At 26.9% G+C, this 20980-nt stretch carries 18 protein-coding genes and 3 other annotated features; of the genes, 16 read left to right on the top strand and 2 right to left on the bottom strand.

What is annotated here, in order from left to right:
- Positions 1-12: 12 nt before the first annotated feature.
- Entirely contained in the window at positions 13-672 is a 660-nt protein-coding gene (deoC, locus tag ABDZ71_RS10860) for a deoxyribose-phosphate aldolase (RefSeq protein ID WP_343761599.1), read from the top strand.
- A 40-nt stretch (positions 673-712) separates the two neighbouring features.
- A complete protein-coding gene (locus tag ABDZ71_RS10855; protein WP_343761598.1) occupies positions 713-2017 on the top strand; it encodes a pyrimidine-nucleoside phosphorylase in 1305 nt (434 codons plus the stop codon).
- Positions 2018-2491: 474 nt separating this feature from the next.
- On the opposite strand, the gene ABDZ71_RS10850 is transcribed toward ABDZ71_RS10855, so the two are convergent.
- Positions 2492-3289 carry an SDR family NAD(P)-dependent oxidoreductase gene (locus tag ABDZ71_RS10850; protein WP_343761596.1) on the bottom strand — a complete coding sequence of 266 codons (798 nt, stop codon included), beginning with the start codon at positions 3287-3289 and terminating at the stop codon, positions 2492-2494.
- 241 nt (positions 3290-3530) lie between these two features.
- Between ABDZ71_RS10850 and ABDZ71_RS10845 the strand changes: the two genes are divergently transcribed.
- The 8 genes from ABDZ71_RS10845 to ABDZ71_RS10810 all read left to right on the top strand — a co-directional run bounded on the left by ABDZ71_RS10845 (position 3531) and on the right by ABDZ71_RS10810 (position 11630).
- Positions 3531-4019 carry a GNAT family N-acetyltransferase gene (locus tag ABDZ71_RS10845; protein WP_343761595.1) on the top strand — a complete coding sequence of 163 codons (489 nt, stop codon included), beginning with the start codon at positions 3531-3533 and terminating at the stop codon, positions 4017-4019.
- A gap of 203 nt (positions 4020-4222) precedes the next feature.
- Positions 4223-4498, top strand: a binding site (T-box leader).
- A gap of 338 nt (positions 4499-4836) precedes the next feature.
- Positions 4837-6048 (top strand): threonine ammonia-lyase, encoded by a 1212-nt coding sequence (ilvA, locus tag ABDZ71_RS10840; RefSeq protein ID WP_343761593.1) that lies wholly within the window; start codon positions 4837-4839, stop codon positions 6046-6048.
- Between the two features lie 191 nt (positions 6049-6239).
- Positions 6240-6467 carry a DUF2164 domain-containing protein gene (locus tag ABDZ71_RS10835; protein WP_343761592.1) on the top strand — a complete coding sequence of 76 codons (228 nt, stop codon included), beginning with the start codon at positions 6240-6242 and terminating at the stop codon, positions 6465-6467.
- A 433-nt stretch (positions 6468-6900) separates the two neighbouring features.
- On the top strand, positions 6901-8817 hold the full coding sequence (locus ABDZ71_RS10830) for a BglG family transcription antiterminator (RefSeq protein WP_343761591.1): 1917 nt from the start codon (positions 6901-6903) through the stop codon (positions 8815-8817).
- A gap of 19 nt (positions 8818-8836) precedes the next feature.
- Positions 8837-9280, top strand: coding sequence for a PTS sugar transporter subunit IIA (locus tag ABDZ71_RS10825; protein WP_343761590.1), 444 nt, complete (start codon positions 8837-8839; stop codon positions 9278-9280).
- Position 9281: 1 nt separating this feature from the next.
- Positions 9282-9572 carry a PTS sugar transporter subunit IIB gene (locus ABDZ71_RS10820; RefSeq protein ID WP_343761589.1) on the top strand — a complete coding sequence of 97 codons (291 nt, stop codon included), beginning with the start codon at positions 9282-9284 and terminating at the stop codon, positions 9570-9572.
- 1 nt (position 9573) lies between these two features.
- Positions 9574-10833 carry a PTS ascorbate transporter subunit IIC gene (gene ulaA / locus ABDZ71_RS10815; protein ID WP_343761588.1) on the top strand — a complete coding sequence of 420 codons (1260 nt, stop codon included), beginning with the start codon at positions 9574-9576 and terminating at the stop codon, positions 10831-10833.
- 218 nt (positions 10834-11051) lie between these two features.
- A complete protein-coding gene (locus ABDZ71_RS10810; protein ID WP_343761587.1) occupies positions 11052-11630 on the top strand; it encodes a YdcF family protein in 579 nt (192 codons plus the stop codon).
- 122 nt (positions 11631-11752) lie between these two features.
- Here ABDZ71_RS10810 and ABDZ71_RS10805 read toward each other — a convergent pair whose 3' ends face one another.
- Complete coding sequence (locus ABDZ71_RS10805) at positions 11753-12730, bottom strand: bile acid:sodium symporter family protein (protein WP_343761585.1); 978 nt, start codon at positions 12728-12730, stop codon at positions 11753-11755.
- Between the two features lie 293 nt (positions 12731-13023).
- Positions 13024-13224, bottom strand: a binding site (T-box leader).
- 303 nt (positions 13225-13527) lie between these two features.
- Positions 13528-13815, top strand: a binding site (T-box leader).
- 139 nt (positions 13816-13954) lie between these two features.
- Between ABDZ71_RS10805 and ABDZ71_RS10800 the strand changes: the two genes are divergently transcribed.
- From ABDZ71_RS10800 to ABDZ71_RS10775, 6 genes are all read left to right on the top strand, one after another.
- Entirely contained in the window at positions 13955-14179 is a 225-nt protein-coding gene (locus tag ABDZ71_RS10800) for an ACT domain-containing protein (RefSeq protein ID WP_343761583.1), read from the top strand.
- 118 nt (positions 14180-14297) lie between these two features.
- The gene (gene ilvC / locus ABDZ71_RS10795) at positions 14298-15293 is read left to right on the top strand and encodes a ketol-acid reductoisomerase (RefSeq protein WP_343761581.1); all 996 of its coding nucleotides are present in this window, start codon (positions 14298-14300) and stop codon (positions 15291-15293) included.
- Between the two features lie 25 nt (positions 15294-15318).
- Complete coding sequence (ilvD, locus tag ABDZ71_RS10790) at positions 15319-16974, top strand: dihydroxy-acid dehydratase (RefSeq protein ID WP_343761579.1); 1656 nt, start codon at positions 15319-15321, stop codon at positions 16972-16974.
- Positions 16975-17067: 93 nt separating this feature from the next.
- Positions 17068-18726 (top strand): biosynthetic-type acetolactate synthase large subunit, encoded by a 1659-nt coding sequence (gene ilvB, locus ABDZ71_RS10785; RefSeq protein WP_343761577.1) that lies wholly within the window; start codon positions 17068-17070, stop codon positions 18724-18726.
- A 451-nt stretch (positions 18727-19177) separates the two neighbouring features.
- Positions 19178-19867, top strand: coding sequence for a response regulator transcription factor (locus ABDZ71_RS10780; protein WP_343761574.1), 690 nt, complete (start codon positions 19178-19180; stop codon positions 19865-19867).
- 18 nt (positions 19868-19885) lie between these two features.
- On the top strand, positions 19886-20944 hold the full coding sequence (locus tag ABDZ71_RS10775; protein ID WP_343761572.1) for a sensor histidine kinase: 1059 nt from the start codon (positions 19886-19888) through the stop codon (positions 20942-20944).
- Positions 20945-20980: the final 36 nt, after the last annotated feature.

The following is a 20980-nucleotide window of genomic DNA, read 5'->3' as shown; positions in this document are numbered from 1 at the left end:
TAGTGTTAAGTTATGAAAATAGAAAAACTTATAGATCACACATTATTAAAACCACAATCTACAGAGGAGCAAGTTAAAAAAATCTGTGATGAAGCTAAAAAGTACAATTTTGCTTCAGTTTGTGTTAACCCATATTATACTTCTTTTGTAAGTAAAGAATTAAAAGGAACTGATGTAAAAACTTGTGTAGTAATAGGATTTCCTTTAGGAGCTAATACAAAAGAAGTAAAAGCTTTTGAAGCTAAACAATCTATTGAAAATGGTGCAAAAGAAGTAGACATGGTAATAAATATAGGAGCATTAAAAGATAAAAAATATGATGTAGTTAAAGAAGACATAAAAGCTGTTGTTGATGCAGCAAAAGGAAATGCTCATGTTAAAGTTATAATAGAAACTTGTCTTTTAACTGATGAAGAAAAAGTTAAAGCTTGTGAAATATCTAAAGAAGTAGGTGCTGATTTTGTAAAAACATCTACTGGATTTTCAACTGGTGGAGCTAAAAAAGAAGATGTAGCTTTAATGAGAAAAACAGTAGGAGAAAATATGGGGGTTAAGGCTTCTGGTGGAATTCATTCTTATGAAGAAACTATGGAAATGGTAGAAGCTGGAGCTACTAGAATAGGCGCAAGTGCAGGAATAAAAATTATAGAAGGTTCTAAAGAAAATAAATAATATTTTAAATAAAAAATAAATGTGAAATGGGGTATATATTATGAGAATGTATGATTTAATAGTAAAAAAAAGAAACGGAAATGAGCTTAGTAAAGAAGAGATTAATTATTTTGTACAAAATTATACTAAAGGAAATATTCCAGATTATCAAGCTTCAGCTTTTTTAATGGCAATTTATTTTAAGAAAATGAATATGAGAGAAACTTCAGATTTAACTATGGCTATAGTAGAATCTGGTGATGTATTAGATTTATCAAAAATAAATGGAATAAAGGTAGACAAACATAGTACAGGAGGAGTAGGAGATACTACTTCATTAGTACTTACACCTATGGTTGCAGCACTTGGAATACCTGTTGCAAAAATGTCTGGTAGAGGACTTGGTCATACTGGCGGAACTATAGATAAACTTGAATCTTTTAATGGATTTTCTGTTGAAATGACTGAAAAACAATTTATAGATAATGTAAATGACAAAAATATAGCTATAATGGGTCAAACAGCTGACTTAGCTCCAGCAGATAAAAAAATATATGCTTTAAGAGATGTTACAGGAACAGTAGATAATATATCCCTTATTTCTTCTAGTATAATGAGTAAAAAAATAGCAGCTGGTGCTGATTCTATAGTACTTGATGTTAAAGTTGGTGATGGAGCATTTATGAAAAATTTTGAGAATGCTAAAGAACTTGCTACAGCTATGGTTAATATAGGTAAAAATGTTGGAAGAAATACTGTTGCTGTAATTTCTGATATGGATCAACCACTAGGATTTGCTATAGGTAATGCTTTAGAAGTAAAAGAAGCAATGGATACATTAACAGGAAAAGGACCTAAAGATTTATTAGAACTTTGCTTAACTTTAGGAAGCAATATGGTTGTTCTTTCTAAAAAAGCAGCTACTGTAGAGGAAGCTAGAAAAATGCTTCTTAAAACTATTGAAGATGGCTCTGCTATAGCTAAATTTGAAGAATTTATAGGAGCTCAAGGTGGGGATATATCTCAAGTAGAAGATCCAAATAAATTACCAAAAGCTAAATATGTTGTTCCTGTAAAAAGTGATAGAGAAGGTTATGTAACTAAAATAACTGCTCAAAATTTAGGAATAGTTGCTATGGAACTTGGAGCTGGTAGAGCTACTAAAGAAAGTGTAATAGATTTAGCTGTAGGAATTGTACTTAACAAAAAAAGAGGAGAAAAAGTAGCTAAAGGAGATATTATAGCTTATATTCACTCTAATGATGAATCAAAAATAGAAAAAGCTACTAAAGGAATTCTTGAAAACTATAAAATAGAAAAAGAATATACAGATAATATTCCTCTAGTTTATGATGTTATAAGATAATATATTTTATATAAAGAATTAACTTAGAATAGAAATGGAATATATTCTATTTCTATTCTAAGAAATAATTATAAATAGTAATTTTAAAAACTAATTCTTAAAAAATTATTTAGAATAAAAAACAGAATATATTGCTATAAAAACCATTCACTCCAATAAGAAAACCATGTCTGTTTTTTACCAATATATTTTGTTTTGAAATTTTAGATAATAGTTAAATATAAAAAAGTAAAATAGTACACACACATTATGTTTTTCACCTAATAACAACTAACTAAAAAATATATTAAATTAAAAGTAAAAGGGATAAAAAAATAAATTATTTACACTGGCTAAAAAGCTTAGTGTGAATAATTTATTTTTATTTTTTATATCTAAGAATTAAATTAGATATTGGTGAAAAAAATATTTGTTTTACTAAGAAATCTTACCTTATTATCTTTATTTAAATGAGTTAATTAGATAATAAAAAATTTACTTACCTAATATTCTTTCTCCTTGGATAAAAGCACTTTGAATTAAAGGAGCTTTATATCTAAATTTAGGGTTTTTATCTTCTACAGCATGGATGTATTGTTTTATTATAGAATCAAAAGATTTTTCTTCTACTAATTTAAAATAACCATATTGTTTCTTTTTTAGTTTTTCTATTTTATCTTTAAAATAAGATTTTTCTTTCATCCATGTAAATTGTTTATCAACAAGCCTTTGATTAAAACCAGTAGCATAAGCTCCAGGTTCAATAAGAACTATATCAATATTACAACAATCAAGCTCTTTTATCTCAGATTTTAAAGAAGATACTATTCCTTCTAGTGCAAATTTACTAGATGTATAAGGTGATAAAAAAGGTACTGTTATTCTACCGGATAAAGAAGATAAAAAAATTATTCTACCGCTCTTTTGATTAATCATGTTATTAAACGCAATTTGAGTAAGTTCTAAGGCAGAAAATACATTAGTTTCAAATACATTTCTATATTTATCAATTGAAACTTCTATTGAAGAACCGGAATTACCAGTACCTGCATTATTAATTAAAACATCTATATCTAAATCTTTTACAATGTTTCGATCTTCTTTTAGAGTTATATCAAGCTTAAAGCTTTCTAGGTTGTCATTTAAGTTTTCTTTTAAGGCTATATTTTTTAAATTATCAGCTTGAAACTCTCTATGAGTGGTTGCATATACTTTATGTCCTCTTTTAGCTAAGGCAATAGAAGCCGCTTTTCCAAGACCTGAGCCTGCACCAGTTATTAATATTTTACTCATATAATCACTTCCATAAAATTTTTATATTACTTATGTTTTGCTAGTTAAAACTAAATTATCCTAATTAACAAAAAGATTTAGGTTTTATAACAATAAAAAGTTATACTTTAATGTAGACTAATTTATGGTATTATAGTTGTAATTACTTAAAATTAAAAGAATATTTTATAATATTTAATTAATTTTAGTATTTTAAAACAAAGTTATAATATAAAAAACACTAATGGAAGGACGAAGATAAATGAATATTACAATTAGAGAAGTTACTATAAAAGATTTAGATGAAGTTACAAAAGTTGAAGAAAAATGTTTTCCAAAGGCTGAAGCCGCTACAAAAAAGTCTTTAGAAGACCGTATTAATACATTTAAAGAAAGTTTTTTTATAGCAGAATTAGATAATGAAGTAATAGGATTCATAAATGGAGCTATTATAAATGAAACAGTTATTTCTGATGAATTATATGAAAACTCCCATCTTCATGTAAAAGATGGAGACTATCAAACGATTTTTGGATTAGATGTAATTCCAAGGTATAGAAATAAAGGTATAGCTGCTAAACTTATGAATCATATGATAGATAAAGCTAAAAAAGATGGTCGTAAAGGGGTTATTCTAACTTGTAAAGATAGACTTATTCATTATTATGAAAAATTTGGATACATAAATAAAGGTGTTTCAAATTCTATTCATGGTGGGGCTAAATGGTATGATATGATTTTAGAATTTTAAAAAATAATATTAAAGAACAGTTTATTAAATAAAAGCTTTAGGAAACAAGAAAATGCTATTAAAAAGGGCTATTTGAAATGTAAAATATTACAAAGAAAACATTATCATTATTAATAAAGAGTAAAATTGAAATATTTTTTTAAATTTATGTTGACATTATATTTAAAAAGATTATATAATCATACACAAGTTAATTATAAATATAAAAAACGATGACGGAGAAAAAGTAATCTATAAGTTAACTACAGAGAGCCAATGATTGCTGAAATTTGGTGTTAATAGGATTATAAGTTTATCACTCCAGAGTTTCCAAGGTGAAAGATTTTTACAAAGTAACTGAGGGCGTTTACCAACGATACATGGTTAGGGTTCATTTTTAATGATTCTTTAATTTTAAAAATCGACCTGATAAAAGTGGTGATTAGTATATCTAATTACAATTAAGGTGGTACCACGGAATTCAATCTTTCGTCCTTATGAGTATATAAAATTATATTCATAAGGATGAAAGATTTTTTTATTATACAAAATTATAAAGTAAAGTATTTTGTTTTATAAGTTATAAAAATAAAATTCACATAATAAGGAGGGAGATTAGTTTATTTTTAAAATATAACTTAAGTTTAAGTTAAGGCACATTCAAATAAATAACTAGTCAGTATGCTAGTTTATTTTCATATGCCTAATATATTTTGATAGTGTGTTTAGCATACTATATGGGGTGATTTTAGCTTTAAAGCTAAATATTAAATTTTCTAAACTAAACATTTTTAAAAAATTATTTAAATAATTAAAATAAAAAAGGTGGGCAAATATGATGGAAAAACAATTGAAGTTTAAGGATGTATTAGATGCTAAGGAAAGAATAAAAGATATATGCGTAAATACTAAATTAATATATAGTTCAGATTTTAGTAAAGAATGTGGTAATGAAGTATATATAAAACCAGAAAATCTTCAGATTACAGGGGCTTTTAAATTAAGGGGAGCATTAAATAAAGTTTCAAAATTAGATGCTCTTCAAAAAAAGAAGGGGCTTATAGCTTCTTCAGCAGGAAATCATGCTCAAGGAGTTGCCTATGCTTCAAGTAAATTAGGAATTAAATCTACCATTGTTATGCCTGAAACTACTCCACTTATAAAGGTACAAGCTACTAAAAATTATGGTGCTGATGTAGTTCTTAAAGGTACTGTATATGATGAAGCTTATGAAGAAGCTAAAAGATTAGAAAAAGAAAAGGGATATACCTTTGTTCACCCTTTTAATGATTTAGATGTAATAGCTGGGCAAGGAACTATAGGAATTGAAATTATGGAAGAGCTAAAAGATGTTAATGCTGTATTAGTTCCAATAGGGGGAGGAGGACTAATAAGTGGTATATCTGTAGCTTGTAAATCTATTAACCCAGATGTGAAAATTATAGGTGTTCAATCTGAAGGTGCAAACTCAATGAAGCTTTCATTTGATAGTGGTAAATTAACCTATGCAAAAACAATAGATACTATTGCAGATGGTGCTGCCGTCAAAAAACCTGGAGATGTTACTTTTGAAATAATAAAAGAATATGTAGATGAGATTGTTACAGTAAGTGATCAAGAACTTATGGAAGCTGTATTTGTTGTTTTAGAAAAACATAAGCTTGTAGCAGAAGCAACCGGTGTAATGTCTCTTGCAGCCTTAAAAAAGTTAAATTTTAAAAACAAGAAAGTTGTTTCACTTATAAGTGGAGGAAATATAGATGTAGTAACTATGGCATCTCTTTTAAACAATGGATTAGTTTCTAGAGGAAGAGTATTTTGCTTTTCAGTAAAACTTAAAGATACTCCAGGACAGCTTCTTAAAATATCTGAAATTTTAGCTAAAAAAGGAGCTAATGTAATAAAATTAGATCATAACCAATTTAAAGCTATTGATAGATTAAAACATGCGGTCCTTGAAGTTACAGTAGAAACTAATGGACATAATCATGTAGATGAAATAGTTAAGGCTTTAAATGATGAAGGATATAATATACTTAAAGTTTACTAAATAGATTATTATTTAGAATTAATTTTAGAGTTATTTTATTTTAAATCTATATATGATTTTTAAATAGTATGATCCTTTTCTTATCCTTGAAAATGATCATACTATTTGTGTTATAATGATAATAATTGTAAATATTAAGCTTTATATTAAATGTAAATAGCTTTATTCTATAAAAAGAATAGGAGATTAAAATGGATAAAATTAAACTTAGTAAAGAAGAGTATGAAAATGCAGTAGATGAAATAAGGAAATTCTTTGAATGTGAAAGAGATGAAGATATTGGTAATTTACAAGGGCAAATTATGATGGATTTTATATTAGAAAAAATAGGCCCTTCTATTTATAACAAGGCAATTGATGATATGCAAAAATATATGACTGAAAAAATTGATGATATGTACGGATATATGATTCCTTAAAAAAGGATATATATTGTTATCTTTTAGTATACTAAAATTTGTTTTTGGTTATAAGAATTTTTACGTTTATTATAATGGTAACAGCTATTTAAATCTAATTTTACTATTAGTTTAAATAGCTGTTATTATTTTAATTAAAATCTAATGTATTTTCAATAAATATACCTAATCACCCAGTTATCTACTAGTAACTTCTGTGTTTTTTATCTTTAAAGCTATTGAAAATCTTTTTTATATCCTATACTTTATTAATATGAGTAACTATTTAACCTTTTTAAAAATGAGTATTTTAAATAAATGCTTTAGCTTTTCTATTTCAATTCTGATGTTAAACTAATTTCAACTATATGCATGAAAAAAAATCGATTTTGTAATCCTATTAAATTTGTTATTCTAAATATAGGAGGGAATTTAAAAAATAGGAGTGATAATTATGATGTTAAGTGAACGTCAAATTAATATACTTCATTATTTGATGAAAAAGGAAATATGTACTGCACATGAATTATCAATCAATCAAAATGTTAGTAAGCGTACAATAAGAACTGACATTAAATTTATAAGTGAATTTTTGACTAACTATGATGTTGAAATTAAAATTTGTTACGGTAAAGGATATCGTTTGCCATTAGAAGATGAAAAGATAGCAATCATAGAAGAGGTTATTGAAAACTTAATTTTACAACATCAACCCCAAGAACCACAACATAGGATGATTTATATTATAATATGTTTTTTATTTTCTAAAAAGCATGTGTCTATGGAAAGCTTTGCTAGTAAATTAAATGTAAGTAAAGCAACAATAAGTAATGACATGAAACGAGTAGAAGAGTTTCTTAGAACAAGCAATAGTAACTTGGTATTAGAAAAATCAAATCTAGGTAGTAAAATTATCGGTGATGAACAAAATTTTCGCTTTTTTATAAGCAGTTCCATTTCAAAGGATAGAAAAACATTAATGAATCATTTTCACAAAAATAAATTTTTCAATGAAGATAATTATAAAAAAATATATACATTTCTAATTCAAATATTCAAAGAAGCCGAATATGAAATATCAGATATAGTTTTAGAAAATTTTGCTTTTATTATTTTAATTACATTATATAGAATACAACAAGGCTATTATATAAAATCACTTGAAATAAGTGATGAACTAGAAAATAGAGAGTGCCTTTTAACTTCTAAAATCTGCTCTATATTATCATCTTATTTTAAAATTCATATTCCTCCAAAAGAACAATTATATATTATGCTTCAATTAATGGGATCTAAATGGTACAAATATAAAAATAAATCGGAAGAAAAAGAACTTATTAGTTTTATTGAGAAAACCTTAGAGCAAATATATATAAAATATCATCTTAATTTTTTAGGTGACAGTCAATTATTAGATGGTTTAGTAAATCATTTAAGACCACTTTTAGTTCGTCTTAGATATAATATTAAAATAGAAAATACAATGATAGAGAAAATAAAAATGGATTATCCTAAAGCCTTTGAAATTGCTTTATATTTTACAGATAAAATTTTTACTACTATGGGATTAGACGGATTACCTATTTGTGAAAATGAAATAACATATATTGCATTACATTTTCAAATAGCATTAGAAGAAATAAAAGAATCTTCAAGGTTAACTATAAAAACAGCTATAATATGTCCTAATGGACAAGCAGCAGCAAAAGTAATTGAAATACAGATAAAAAAGAAATTTAGCAACATAGAAATTTGCTGTATTTTGCCAGCTTATCAAGTTCATAAATTAAAAGAAAAAAAATTAGATTTAGTTATAAGCAACACTCCTCTTTCTGAAAAATTAGAGATACCTACTGTAGAGGTGGGAATTATTTTTAAAGATAGAGATTTTGACAAAATTAATAGATGTATAAAAAAAATATATACTTCCTTTGAAAATTCCATTTATCCTGAAATTATAAATATTAGCAAGCAGTATGATTCAAAATATGAGTTGTTATCTTATATAGAAAATTATTTGATTTCTAAAGGTATAGTACCAACAAATTTTAATAATTCTTTATGTGAAAGAGAAAAAATAGTATCGACATATGTTGGAAAATTTATGTGTATGCCTCATTGTGTATACGATAAAGATGTTTCTTACCGTATTTTTGTAGTTAATATAAAAGACGGGCTTATCTGGGATGATAGCAAGGTTAATTTACTATTTGTAGTATTGTTATCAAGAGTTAATATGGAAGATTTTGAATATTACGTTAAAACCATTTATGATATTTTTAAATTACCCTCTAGCAAAATACAAAAACTTATTAACTGCAATACCAAAGAAAAGTTAGTAAATAATTTAAAAGAATTTAAAATTTTATAGAATTAAAGGAGGAAAAATATTGTTAAAAAAACAATTCATCCAACTGATAGACAATTGTAATGATTGGAAAGAGGCTATAAAGATAGCTGCTAGACCATTACTTGAAAATGATTATATAACTAATAATTATGTTACTAAGATGATTTCAAACATAGAAAGTCTAGGTCCTTATATTATTGTTTTACCTAAATTAGCTATTCCACATGCTCGGCCAGAAGATGGAGCAAAGAAGTCAGCCATATCAGTATTAAAGGTAAAGACATCTGTTTATTTTTCTGAAAATTCAGAAAATGAAGTTAACATTTTAATTGTTTTATCTAGTGTAGATAGTAATAAACATCTTTCTACATTACGAGAAGTTTTAAATGTATTATCTGATGAAGCACATTATAAAGCTTTATTAAAAGCACAGTCTATTGAAGATATATATTATATATTTAATTCAAAAAAAGGAGGAGAATAATATGAGAATTAATGTTATTACTGTTTGTGGATGCGGGTTAGGTACTAGTTTAATGTTATTGATGGATGTACAATCAATTGGTAAAAAACAAGGTATTGAGGTAAGAGGTGAAGCTGTTGATTTAGGAACAGCCCGTAGTAAATCTCCGGAGTTATTTATTACATCTGAAGAAATAGCTAAAAAATTAGATGTAGAAAAACCACTAGTTGCTATTAAGAATATACTTGACAAGAAGGAGATTGAAGATAAGGTTATTCCTGTAATTAAAGAAATAATAGAAAGGAGAAGTTGAAATGAAAATAATTGTAGCGTTATTAAGTAATCCCACAATTATAATTGGAATGGTAGCTTTTTTAGGGTTAGTTGTTCAGAAAAAAAGTGTTTCAGATATTATTCAAGGCACATTAAAAGTAATATTAGGATTTATAATCTTAGGACAAGGTGCGAATATAGTTGTTAGTGCATTAATACCTTTTAGTGAGATATTTACAGGAGCTTTTGGACTATCAGGTCTATTTCCAGATGATACAGCATTAGTAGGGGCTCTTCAAGCAGTTGTAGGGGTAGAAACTTCATATATTTTGTTGTTTTCATTTTTAATTAATTTGTTAATTGCAAGAATTACTAAGTATAAATATATATTTTTAACAGGGCATATGATGTGGTATTTCTCTGGAGCTATGGCTGTAACTTTTTATCAATTAGGATTTTCAACAGTTCAAATAATCATTTTTGGATCTATAATACAAGGTATTGCTCATGTCTTTTATCCAGCTATAGCTCAACCTTTTGTTAGAAAAGTTATTGGAAATGACAATGTTGCATTTGGCTTCTTTGGAAGTTCTCTAATTTGTTTTTCTAGTTGGCTAGGTGGTAAATTTGGAAATAAAGATAATTCTACAGAAGATCTTAAAGTACCTGACAAACTAGAATTTTTAAAAGATATGTCAGTTTTAATGTCCATTGTAATGGTAATTATATTTATTGTAACTGCGGTTATAGCTACTCCAGAAGTTGTTGATAAAGTATCTGGTGGTCAAAATTCTATACAGTATTCAATTATGACAGGATTAACTTTTGTAGCAGGTATATTAGTTCTTTTACAAGGGGTTAGAATGTTTTTAGCAGAAATTATTCCAGCATTTAAAGGCATTGCTGAAACAATTGTTCCTGGGGCTAAACCAGCTCTTGATGTACCTATATTTTATACCTATGCTCCAACTGCTGTAACTATAGGGTTTTTATCAGCTTTAACTGGAGGACTTTTAGCAACTTTTTTATCAAGTTTTACAGGTATTGTTGTATTACCAGCTATGATTATAATGTTTTTCCATGGAGCGGCAGCAGGTGTATTTGGAAATGCAATAGGTGGAAGAAGAGGAGCAATTGTATCTGGTTTTCTTTTAGGATTTTTGTTTACTATGTTAGTAGCTCTAGCAGTTCCTTTTTTAGATGTAACTCAATATGGAATAAATGGTTTGTGGTTTGCTTCATCTGATTTTATATTTATAATAATTATTATAAAACTAATATCAAAATTATTTGGTTTATAAATTTAAAAAATCTTTTGTAAAGGTTAACAAAAAACTCGTAAATTTAAAAAAGTATTATTTTTTATTATAAACTTATAGTACCTACTATATAAAAATGGGGAAAGTGCATATTAAACCATATACTATATAAATTCTATGTTTGATATAATTGTATATATACTATATAATTATGTTTTAGAAGTATACACAAAGAAGGGTTAAAAAGGTTTTAAATTACAATGAAAAAATTTTTAAAAGTATCTTCAATAATAATTATTATATTCATTATAATCCTAGGTATCATAGGTATAAATATTAAAAGTTTTGGAAATAAATCTAAACCACATAAATCTGATTGTGTTATAGTATTAGGATGTAGCGTATATGGAAAAACTCCAAGCCCATTTTTAGTGGAAAGGGTAAAAGAAGGCTTAAAACTTGTTAAGGAAGGGTATGCAGATTATATAATAGTTTCAGGAGGAAAAGGACCGGGAGAAGATATTTCAGAAGCAGAAGCTATGAAAAGATATTTATTAAAAAAAGGTCTTAAAGAAAACCAAATTATAAAAGAAGATAAATCCTTAACTACTATGGATAACCTAACTAATTCTAAAAAGGTTATGAATGAAAAAGGCTTTAATAGTACCATAATAGTTTCAAATAAATTTCATCTTAAAAGAGCTTCTTTAATGGCTAAAAAAGTTGATTTAGATGCTTCTTATTCAGGAGTATATGTAAAGGAATATGAATCTCATGAAACCTATGGTTTTTTAAGAGAAATTCCTGCTGTAATAAAGTTTTATATATTAAGAAACTAAATAATATAATATGTAGATATAAATAAAGACCAAGTATAAGTTAATATATACTTGGTCTTATAATTTTTTGTATAGATATAAATAACTATATCTACATAAAATTATGATTTTAAATTACATAGCTATACAGCATTTTTTACTTCTAAATTTTTATTAATATTATTACTGGGCTTTATTGGTCGCTTTGACCAAAAGCCTGCAAGAATTGGTGCAGCTATTAAATGCCATACAACTGCAACTGCCGCTGGAAGTGCTGCCATTGGAGTAAAATGAGAAGTAGCAAGTGAAACTCCAAGACCTGCATTTTGAACACCTACTTCAAAAGAAAGAGTTCTTCTTTTTTCTTCTGATAAACCAAAAAACTTAGCTATAAAATATCCTGAACATAATCCTAAAGTATTATGTAACATAGTTATTACAAATAGTATTAATGCACATGATATTATCTTTGAAGAATTGGCCCCAACAATTCCTGCATTTATAAGCATTATGCATACTATAGATAAAAGTGGAAGAATTTCAGATATAGCTTCAATTTTACCTTTAAATATATTTTTAATAATTATACTTAATAGAATAGGTAATAATATAACTTTTACTATTGATAAAAACATGGCATAAGCTGAAACTGGTATAAACTTGCCTGCTAATAAAAGTGTTAAAATAGGTGTTAGTATAGGTGCTAACATGGTTGTTACTGTTGTCATAGAAACAGATAAAGCTACATCTCCTTTTGCAAGATAAGCTATTACATTTGAAGCAGTTCCTCCAGGACACGTTCCAACTAAAATTACTCCTGCTGCAAAGTCTGGTGGTAGCTTAAATATATAACATAAAACAAATGCAATTAAAGGCATTATTGTAAATTGAGCTGTTGCTCCAATAAGCACTGGTTTAGGATTCTTTAATATAAGTTTAAAATCCTCTCCTTTTAAAGTCATCCCCATTCCAAACATTATAACTCCAAGTAAAACAGGAATATGTGGTACTATTGGTTTAAAAGTATTTGGAGTATATAATGCTCCTGCAGATATAATAATAATTAATAATGCAAAATATTTTCCAGTAAAATTGTTTATTTTTTTTAGTAAATTTAACATTTTAAAAAGCCCCCTTGAAAGTATTACATAAATATAAATGAAAACCATTTGTATTTGATTAATAATATAATGCATTATATAGAAAATTTTGAAAATTTAATAATTAAAGATATTTTAAATTATATATAAGTGTAAAGCATGCTATTATAATATATTTTGAAAAATAATATTATTAATTTTACATTACGTTTTTTTGTATAAAAGTATATTATTTACATATTGAATTATATGAATAGTATACTATCATGATAGTTTTTATAATTATTTATAAAACAAAAGAGTATACTTCTCCTCTATGAGGCGAAGTATACTCGCGGTACCACTCAAGTTTATAACTTAATTATAATAACGGTTAACAACCGGCACAGCTTACTTTAATGTTCAGCTTGCAACTTAAGGATGATTTTCAATAGATACTTATCTTTGAGCTCTCACCCGTACTCAATTCTCTGTAAAATAGTAATCTAGTTACTCTTTCCTTTCAACGTTTTTAAATTATCAATATTTTTAACAAACTATATTATTGTTTTTAACTAATATACTATTTATGGTATACATTGTCAATATTATTTTATAGATTTATATTCTAAAATGAAATTTGTTATAAGTATATATTCATGTATTAATTTTGAAAAAAAGTATCTGTTAACAGTTTGTTCATAGAAAACGTTTTAAAAAGGTAAGTAAACATTATCATTGTTAATAAAAAAAAAAGTTGAAATATTTTTTAAAAAACCTGTTGACAATATAAATTAAAAAGTTATATAATCATACACAAGTTAAACAAATAAATCATAAACAAAACGATGACGGAGAGAAAAATATTCTATAAATTAATTCCAGAGAGTCAATGATTGGTGAAAGTTGATATTAATTTGAATATATAATGCTCACTCCAGAGTTTCTAGGTTGAAAGATTATTCGAGTAGGCAAAGACGTATACCAGCGATATATGGTTAGGGTTAATATCAAAGATTATTTTGAAATGACCTGAAAAAAGAGGTAATTATTAATAATATATCAATATTTTATTATATAATTACAAAAAAGGTGGTACCGCGGAAGCAAAATCTTTCGTCCTTGTAAGTATACTTAAATAATGCTTATAAGGACGAGAGATTTTTTATTATATTTTAATTTATGCGCGCAAATAAAATATAATATAATGATTCTTTAAAGTTAAATTTAATTTTTATGTTTATAAAAGTTTGGGGGTGTTAATTAATGAATATGGTTTGTGCAAAACTTAATCAAGGCATTGATAGCTTTGTAAGAGTATCTAATTTTTTAAGAAGAAAAGAAATTAATATAAGAGAGATTAACATGCAAGTTCAAGAAAATAACGATGTTCATCTTAACATAACTTTTCAAGAAGATTGTTCAATGAAAAATGTATTAAATTATATATCTAAACTTCAAGATGTTTATGAGGTTAAAGTTTCATCTTAAATATTAAGAAAACTTAACCTATTCTAAAAATATATAAATAATATTAAAAAATAATCGCTAAATATATTTGGAATATTTTTAATATTCTGAGTATTCAAATATTAAGGGGGCTATAAAAATGGCAAAAATGTATTATGACAAAGACGCAGATTTAAAAGTATTAGAAGGAAAGAAGGTTGCAGTTTTAGGCTATGGTAGTCAAGGACATGCACATGCTTTAAATCTAAAAAATAGTGGGGTAGACGTTGTTGTAGGTCTTTATGACGGAAGTAAATCTTGGAAAAAAGCAGAAGAAGATGGATTAAAAGTACTTAAAGTTGCAGATGCAGTAAAAGAAAGCAATGTAGTAATGATGCTTTTACCAGATGAAAAACAAAAATCAGTATATGAAGAAAGTGTAAAAGATAATTTAAAAGAAGGAGATGCTTTAGCATTTGCTCACGGATTTAATATTCACTACAATCAAATAGTTCCACCAGAATATGTTGATGTATTTATGGTAGCACCAAAAGGACCAGGTCACTTAGTAAGAAGAGTATATACTGAAGGCCAAGGAGTTCCAGCATTATTTGCAGTTTATAAGGATTATACAAAAGAAGCTAGAGCTGTTGCTATGGCTTATGCTAGAGGAATTGGAGCAACAAGAGCAGGTGTTTTAGAAACAAGCTTTAAAGAAGAAACAGAAACAGATTTATTCGGAGAACAAGCTGTTTTATGTGGAGGAGTTACAGAACTTATCAAAGCTGGTTTTGATACTCTTGTAGGTGCAGGATACCAAAAGGAAATTGCATATTTTGAATGTCTTCATGAAATGAAACTTATAGTAGATTTACTTTATGAAGGTGGATTTGAAAAAATGCGTTACAGTATAAGTGATACTGCTGAATTTGGTGACTATATGGTTGGTAGAAGAATGGTTACAAAAGAAACTAGAAAAGAAATGGCAAAAGTTTTAGATGAAATCCAAACTGGTAAATTTGCAAGAGATTGGATTGCAGAAAATCAAATGAATAGACCGGTATTTACAGCTCTTAAAAAGAGAGAATTAGAGCATGATTTAGTAGAAGTAGGTCAAGGTTTAAGAAAAATGATGTCTTGGATAGAAAACAAATAAAAATTATTGTAAGTAGGTGAATAAAATGAGAAGTGATTTAGTAAAGCAAGGAGTAACTAAAGCTCCTCACAGATCCCTTTTTAAAGCTTCAGGTCTTACTGATGAAGAAATAGATAGACCTTTAGTTGGGGTAGTTAATTCTTTTAATGAAATTGTTCCAGGTCACATCGAACTTAGACAAATGGCTGAAGCTGTAAAAAAGGGAGTATTAATTGGAGGAGGAACTCCTCTTGAATTCCCTACAATTGCAGTATGTGACGGAATAGCTATGAATCATGAAGGTATGAAATACTCTCTTGTTAGCAGAGAAATAATTGCCGATAGTATAGAAATAATGGCAAAAGCACATGGACTTGATGGATTAGTTTTAATTCCTAGTTGTGATAAAGTAGTACCAGGGATGCTTATGGCCGCTGCAAGACTAAATATACCAGCTATAATAGTTAGCGGTGGACCAATGCTTGCTGGAAAAGCAAAGGGCAACAAAGTTGATTTAACTACTGTATTTGAGGGAGTAGGTAAAGTTTGCAATAACTCAATGAGTAATTCTGAATTAAAATTATTAGAAGAAAAAGCTTGCCCAACTTGTGGTTCTTGTTCGGGAATGTTTACAGCAAATTCTATGAACTGTATGACAGAAGTTTTAGGAATGGCTCTTCCAGGAAACGGAACAATTCCTGCTGTATATTCAGAAAGAAAAAGACTTGCTAAAAAAACTGGTATGCAAATTATGAAACTTATAGAAAATGATTTATTACCTAGAGATATAATGAACTCTGAAGTTTTTGAAAACGCATTAACAGTAGATATGGCACTTGGATGTTCTACAAACACAGTACTTCATCTAACAGCTATTGCAAATGAAGCAGAAGTAAATTTAAATTTAGAAAAAATAAATAAAATAAGCGGCATGGTTCCAAATCTTTGTAAGTTAAGTCCTGCAGGACCTTATCATATAGAAGATTTATATGAAGCCGGTGGAATAATGGCTGTTATAAAAGAACTTTCAAAGAAAAACTTAATTCATTTAAATGTTAAAACATCAAGAGGTGTAGCTTTAGGAAAACTTTGTGAGAATAGTGAAAAAGTAGGAAATAAAATTATAGCAGATATCGAAAATCCTTATAGAACTACAGGAGGCATAAGAGTTTTAAGAGGAAATCTTGCACCAGATGGAGCAGTAGTAAAACAATCTGCTGTAGATGAAAGTATGATGTCAACTGTTGCTAATGCAAAAGTTTTTAATTCTGAGGAAGCTGCAGTAGAAGCTATTTTAGGTGGTAAAATCAAACCAAAGGATACAATAGTTATAAGATATGAAGGTCCTAAAGGTGGCCCAGGAATGAGAGAAATGCTTACACCAACCTCCGCCTTAGGTGGAATGGGATTAGATAAATCTGTTTCATTAATAACAGATGGAAGATTTTCCGGGGGAACTCGTGGTGCTGCAATAGGACATGTTTCACCAGAAGCTTTAGAAGGTGGTCCTATTGCTTTAGTAAAAGATGGTGACTCAATAAAGATAGATATTGAAAAAGGTATTTTGGAACTTTTAGTAGATGAAAAAGAACTTCAATCTAGAAGAGAAAAATTAGAGATTAAAACAAAAGATCTATCTGGATATCTTAGTAAGTATTCTAAAATGGTATCCTCTGCATCAGAAGGTGCCATATGTAAATAAAAACAAATGAAAAAGTGGGCTAGTAATTATATACAGTATCGAACTAATTTCATTTACAGTATTTATTATAAATAAAATTGGGGGAAGGATAAAATGAATGGAGCACAAGTTTTATTAGAATCTTTAGAAAAACAAGGTGTGGATACCATATTTGGATATCCCGGTGGAGCAGTGCTCCCTTTATATGATGCATTATACAATAAAGGTGATAAATTTAATCATATAAGGGCAGCTCATGAACAAGGGGGCGTTCATGCAGCTGATGGATATGCTAGAAGTACAGGGAAAGTTGGGGTTTTCTTTGCAACTTCTGGCCCAGGAGCTACAAACACAGTAACAGGGATTGCAACAGCTTATATGGATTCAATACCTTTAGTTGTAATTACAGGACAAGTAGTGTCTTCTGGATTAGGAAAAGATGCTTTTCAAGAAGTAGATATAACTGGTATAACATTTTCTATAACAAAACATAATTATTTAGTAAGAAAAGTAGAAGATATACCTAATATTATTGAAGAAGCTTTTCATATAGCTAAAAGTGGAAGACCGGGACCTGTACTTATAGACGTACCTAAAGATATATTTATGAAAGAATTTGAAAATTTCAGTAATAGTAATGACAAAAAGACCTTAGAAAATAATGAGGAATCTTTGGATTACTCTAAAATAGATAAAATAGTAGAACTTATATCAAAATCTGAAAAACCGCTTATTCATGCTGGCGGTGGGGTTAACATTGCAAATTCAAGTGAAGAATTATTGAATTTAGCAGTTAAATCAGATGCTCCTGTAGTAAATACTATGATGGGACTTGGAAGTATCCCAAGAAAACATCCGCTTTCACTAGGAATGCTTGGAATGCATGGATTTAAAAAGAACAATTTAGCAGTTTCTAATTGTGATTTACTTATAGCTATAGGATCTAGATTTAGTGATAGAGTAATAGGGGCACCTAAAACTTTTGCTAATAAAGCTAAAGTAGTTCATATAGATATTGATTCTAGTGAAATAAATAAGAATATTCAATGCGATGTTTCTTTATTAGGTAATTTGAAATATATTTTAAAGGAAATAACTAGTAAATTAGAACAAAAGAAAAATGAAAAATGGAAAGAGGAAATAAATAGTTGGAAAGCAGATTATAAAGTAGAAAGCTTAGATTTTCATCCTAAAAATATAATTAATGTTTTACAAAATAGGCTAGGAGATGAAACTATAGTTGCTACAGATGTAGGTCAGCATCAAATGTGGACCGCTCAATATTGGAACTTTAAAAATCCAAATACTTTTTTAACATCTGGCGGATTAGGAACTATGGGGTATGGTTTAGGTGCAGCTATAGGAGCAAAAATTGGAAAAAAAGAAAAACCTGTATTACTTATAACTGGTGATGGTAGTTTTAGGATGAATTGTAACGAATTGTTTACTGTGAGAAATTACAATATACCTTTAACTATAGTATTATTTAATAATCATACTTTAGGAATGGTAAGACAATGGCAATCCATTTTCTTTAATAAAAATTATTCTGAGTCAGATATAAAGGATGGTTTTGATTATACTAATTTAGCTAAAACCTACGGAATTGAAGGTTATAGTGCAGATTCTATGGAAAGTCTTAAAACTATATTAAACAATGTAGAGTTTAATAAAAAGCCTATATTTATAGAATGTAAAATTGATATAGATGAAAATGTTTATCCAATAGTTCCACCAGGTCAATCTATTGATAAAGTGATACTTAAATCATAGAAAATATAATAACTTGAATAAATAAGAGATAGATAACTCTTAATAAATAATAATTAGTAGATAAAATATGGTAAATAAAATACAATAATTAGTCTGATTAGATAATAGATAAATATATTAACTACAAATAACAATAGATAAAATTATAAACAAAATCTTAATAGATAAAATAATGTCTGAAAACCTTAATAAATAATTAGTAAAAACAAAAGTGGGTAACAAATGATAAAACAATTTAATTATAAAAAAGATAAAATGTATAATATTAATAATATGTATTACAACCTATGATCGAATATAAATAATACCCAATACCAAACGAAAATACTTTGAATCTATATAATTTAGATTTAAAGTATTTTTTTGAAGTTAAATTTTTTATATGATAACATATACAATATATTACATTTATTTGGTGCGAATATTTAATTTATATAAGGAAGGTAATGGGATGACTAAAATTTTTATTATAGAAGATGATGATAAATTAAGTGAACATATAAAGGAATATATAGAAAGATATGATTATGAAGTGGTAACAGTTGAAGATTATAAACAAATAGAGAATCAGTTTTATAAGATAAATCCAGATTTAGTTTTATTAGATATAAATTTACCATACTATGATGGCTTTTATTTTTGTCGTGTTTTTAGAAGAAAATCTACAGTGCCAATTATTATTATATCTGCAAGAACATTAGAAGCAGAACAGGTTATGGGAATTGAATTAGGAGCGGATGATTATATTACTAAACCACTTAGTCTTCAATTATTGTTGGTTAAGATAAAAGCATGTCTTCGTAGAAGTTGTGGCAAGTATACGAAAAAAACCAGTATTAATGTAAATGGTTTAAAATTAGATGAAAGTAATTATAAAATATTTTATAAAAATAAAGAAGTAGAATTGAGTAAAAATGAATGCAAGTTAATAAAAAAATTAATGACTCAAAAAGATAAAATAGTTACTAGAGAAAATTTATTAAAAATATTATGGGATGATACTATTTTTGTAGATGATAATACTTTAAATGTGAATGTAACAAGAGTAAAAAATAAATTAAGAAATATTGGTATAAAAAAAGTTATTAAAACTAAGAGGGGAATAGGATATTATTTTGATTCAAGTTTAATAGATAACTAAGAATAGAAGGTGATAAATGTGGATAAAACAATATGTGTTTTTTTAAAGGACAAGCTTATGTTTACTTTAGTTTATTTTATTAATACTTTTACTATTATTTTATTTTTTTATCTTTATAGAGACAAACCTATATCATTTGGATATCCGGTGCTACTTTCTATTTATATATATGTATTATTTTTAATATTTAGCTATATTAAATACTATAAATTCAATAAAAGTATAAAAAAAGCTAGCCGCAATATAAATATAGATATATATGCAAGAACATATGAACAAAGAGAAGTAAAAAAATTATTAAATAAAACAAATGAAATATATACTAATAGAATAAATTTAATGAAAGAAAAAAATAAAGTTAATAATAAATTCTTTTCACAGTGGGTTCATAATATGAAAACTCCTGTATCTATCATTGAAATTTTAATTGAAAAAATTACTGAAAAAATTTCTAATAATTCATTCTCTAAAGATAACAATATAAAACAAATTTTAAATTTAATAAATGAACTAAGAGAAGAAAACAATAAAATACTAATTGGATTAGATCAAATATTAAATATGATAAGAATAGAAGATTTTTCTAAGGATTATATTCCAGAAGATATAGATTTATATGATTCATTAATAAAAGTTATTAATGAAAGAAAAAATCAATTTATATACAATAATGTTTTTCCAAAAGTATTAATAGAAGCCAGTAATGAAAAAATTTTAACAGATGAAAAATGGAATAAGTTTATGATAGGACAAATTATTTCTAATGCTATCAAATATAGTAGAGATATTGATGAAAGTAAAAGTACAGGTAAATATGTGTTTTTTAATATTAAAAAAGAAGAAAAATATGTGGTTCTTACTATAAGAGATGAAGGAATAGGTATACCAGATTATGATGTAAACAAAGTATTAGAACCTTTCTTTACAGGAGAAAATGGAAGAAAGTTTAAAAATAGCACAGGAATAGGCCTATATATATGTAAAATTATATGTGAAAAATTAGGTCATGATATTTATGTGGAAAGTGATTTAGGTAAGGGTACAAGTATTACAATAAAATACCTTTCAAAATTGTAAGATTTCAGTAATGAAAATGCATTTTTTCTTTTAAAT

Origin of the sequence: Clostridium oceanicum, assembly GCF_039521385.1 — a bacterium.
Lineage (GTDB): Bacteria > Bacillota > Clostridia > Clostridiales > Clostridiaceae > Clostridium_F > Clostridium_F oceanicum.
This window is presented reverse-complemented; position numbering and strand designations above follow the sequence as displayed.

What these genes read in the sequence shown, in the direction of transcription:
- ilvD (WP_343761579.1), top strand. Translation starts at nt 15,319, where the DNA reads ATGAGAAGTGATTTAGTAAAGCAAGGAGTAACTAAAGCTCCTCACAGA.
- ilvC (WP_343761581.1), top strand. Translation starts at nt 14,298, where the DNA reads ATGGCAAAAATGTATTATGACAAAGACGCAGATTTAAAAGTATTAGAA.
- ABDZ71_RS10820 (WP_343761589.1), top strand. Translation starts at nt 9,282, where the DNA reads ATGAGAATTAATGTTATTACTGTTTGTGGATGCGGGTTAGGTACTAGT.
- ABDZ71_RS10800 (WP_343761583.1), top strand. Translation starts at nt 13,955, where the DNA reads ATGAATATGGTTTGTGCAAAACTTAATCAAGGCATTGATAGCTTTGTA.
- ABDZ71_RS10780 (WP_343761574.1), top strand. Translation starts at nt 19,178, where the DNA reads ATGACTAAAATTTTTATTATAGAAGATGATGATAAATTAAGTGAACAT.
- ABDZ71_RS10830 (WP_343761591.1), top strand. Translation starts at nt 6,901, where the DNA reads ATGATGTTAAGTGAACGTCAAATTAATATACTTCATTATTTGATGAAA.
- ABDZ71_RS10810 (WP_343761587.1), top strand. Translation starts at nt 11,052, where the DNA reads ATGAAAAAATTTTTAAAAGTATCTTCAATAATAATTATTATATTCATT.
- ABDZ71_RS10845 (WP_343761595.1), top strand. Translation starts at nt 3,531, where the DNA reads ATGAATATTACAATTAGAGAAGTTACTATAAAAGATTTAGATGAAGTT.
- ABDZ71_RS10855 (WP_343761598.1), top strand. Translation starts at nt 713, where the DNA reads ATGAGAATGTATGATTTAATAGTAAAAAAAAGAAACGGAAATGAGCTT.
- ABDZ71_RS10850 (WP_343761596.1), bottom strand. Translation starts at nt 3,289, where the DNA reads ATGAGTAAAATATTAATAACTGGTGCAGGCTCAGGTCTTGGAAAAGCG.
- ABDZ71_RS10835 (WP_343761592.1), top strand. Translation starts at nt 6,240, where the DNA reads ATGGATAAAATTAAACTTAGTAAAGAAGAGTATGAAAATGCAGTAGAT.
- ilvA (WP_343761593.1), top strand. Translation starts at nt 4,837, where the DNA reads ATGGAAAAACAATTGAAGTTTAAGGATGTATTAGATGCTAAGGAAAGA.
- ulaA (WP_343761588.1), top strand. Translation starts at nt 9,574, where the DNA reads ATGAAAATAATTGTAGCGTTATTAAGTAATCCCACAATTATAATTGGA.
- deoC (WP_343761599.1), top strand. Translation starts at nt 13, where the DNA reads ATGAAAATAGAAAAACTTATAGATCACACATTATTAAAACCACAATCT.
- ABDZ71_RS10805 (WP_343761585.1), bottom strand. Translation starts at nt 12,730, where the DNA reads ATGTTAAATTTACTAAAAAAAATAAACAATTTTACTGGAAAATATTTT.
- ilvB (WP_343761577.1), top strand. Translation starts at nt 17,068, where the DNA reads ATGAATGGAGCACAAGTTTTATTAGAATCTTTAGAAAAACAAGGTGTG.